At 70.6% G+C, this 767-nt stretch carries 1 protein-coding gene; it reads left to right on the top strand.

What is annotated here, in order from left to right; translation table 11 throughout:
* A partial coding sequence (locus AC1D34_RS38125; protein ID WP_476827099.1) for a calcium-binding protein occupies window positions 1-767 on the top strand: 767 nt, incomplete at both ends.

Raw genomic sequence — 767 nt, forward strand, 5'->3', positions numbered from 1 at the left:
ATACCAATACCAGCCTGACCAATCTGCCGGAGAACATCTTCGAGACCGTCGTTGGCGATGACGGCGGCATCGGCACCGGTAACGGGAGCGGCGGCGTCTCGGGCAACGAGACSGAGAACGGCGGCGGCGGCGGCTCCGGCAACGAGACCGAGAAYGGCGGCGGCGGCGGCACCGGCAACGAGACGGAGAAYGGCGGCGGCRGCGGCWCCGGCAACGAGACSGAGAATGGCGGCGGCRGCGGCWCMGGCAAYGRGACCGRGAACGGCGGCGGCGGGAGTTGCGGCACCGGCACCGATACCGGCAATGGCGGCGGAACCGGCCAGACAACGCAGCCGGACGCCGGACTGGTTCTGGTCGGYATGCCCGAGGCGGACGTGTTGCTCGGGGCGTCTGGGGCGGACAACCTGATCGGCCAGGGCGGCGACGATGTCCTGATCGGAGCGGGCGGCAACGACACGATCTCGGCCGGCGACGGCAACGACTTCGTTGATGCCGGGGAGGGCCGCGACGTGGTCTTCGGCGGAGCCGGCGACGACGTGCTGCTTGGCGGGTCCGGCAACGACCTGATCGATGGCGAGGCCGGCAACGACCGGATCTTCGGTGGCACGGGCGACGACCGGATCACGGCCGGGGCCGGCGACGACACYGTGGTGGCGGGTGCGGGCAAYGAYGTGWTCGTGGCTGCGRTCGGTGACGGCAACGACGTCTATTTCGGCGATGACAGCGACGGCGGCACGGGCATCGACACGCTCGACATGTCGGCGATC

The organism is Allobosea sp. P1_A7 (assembly GCF_056406775.1).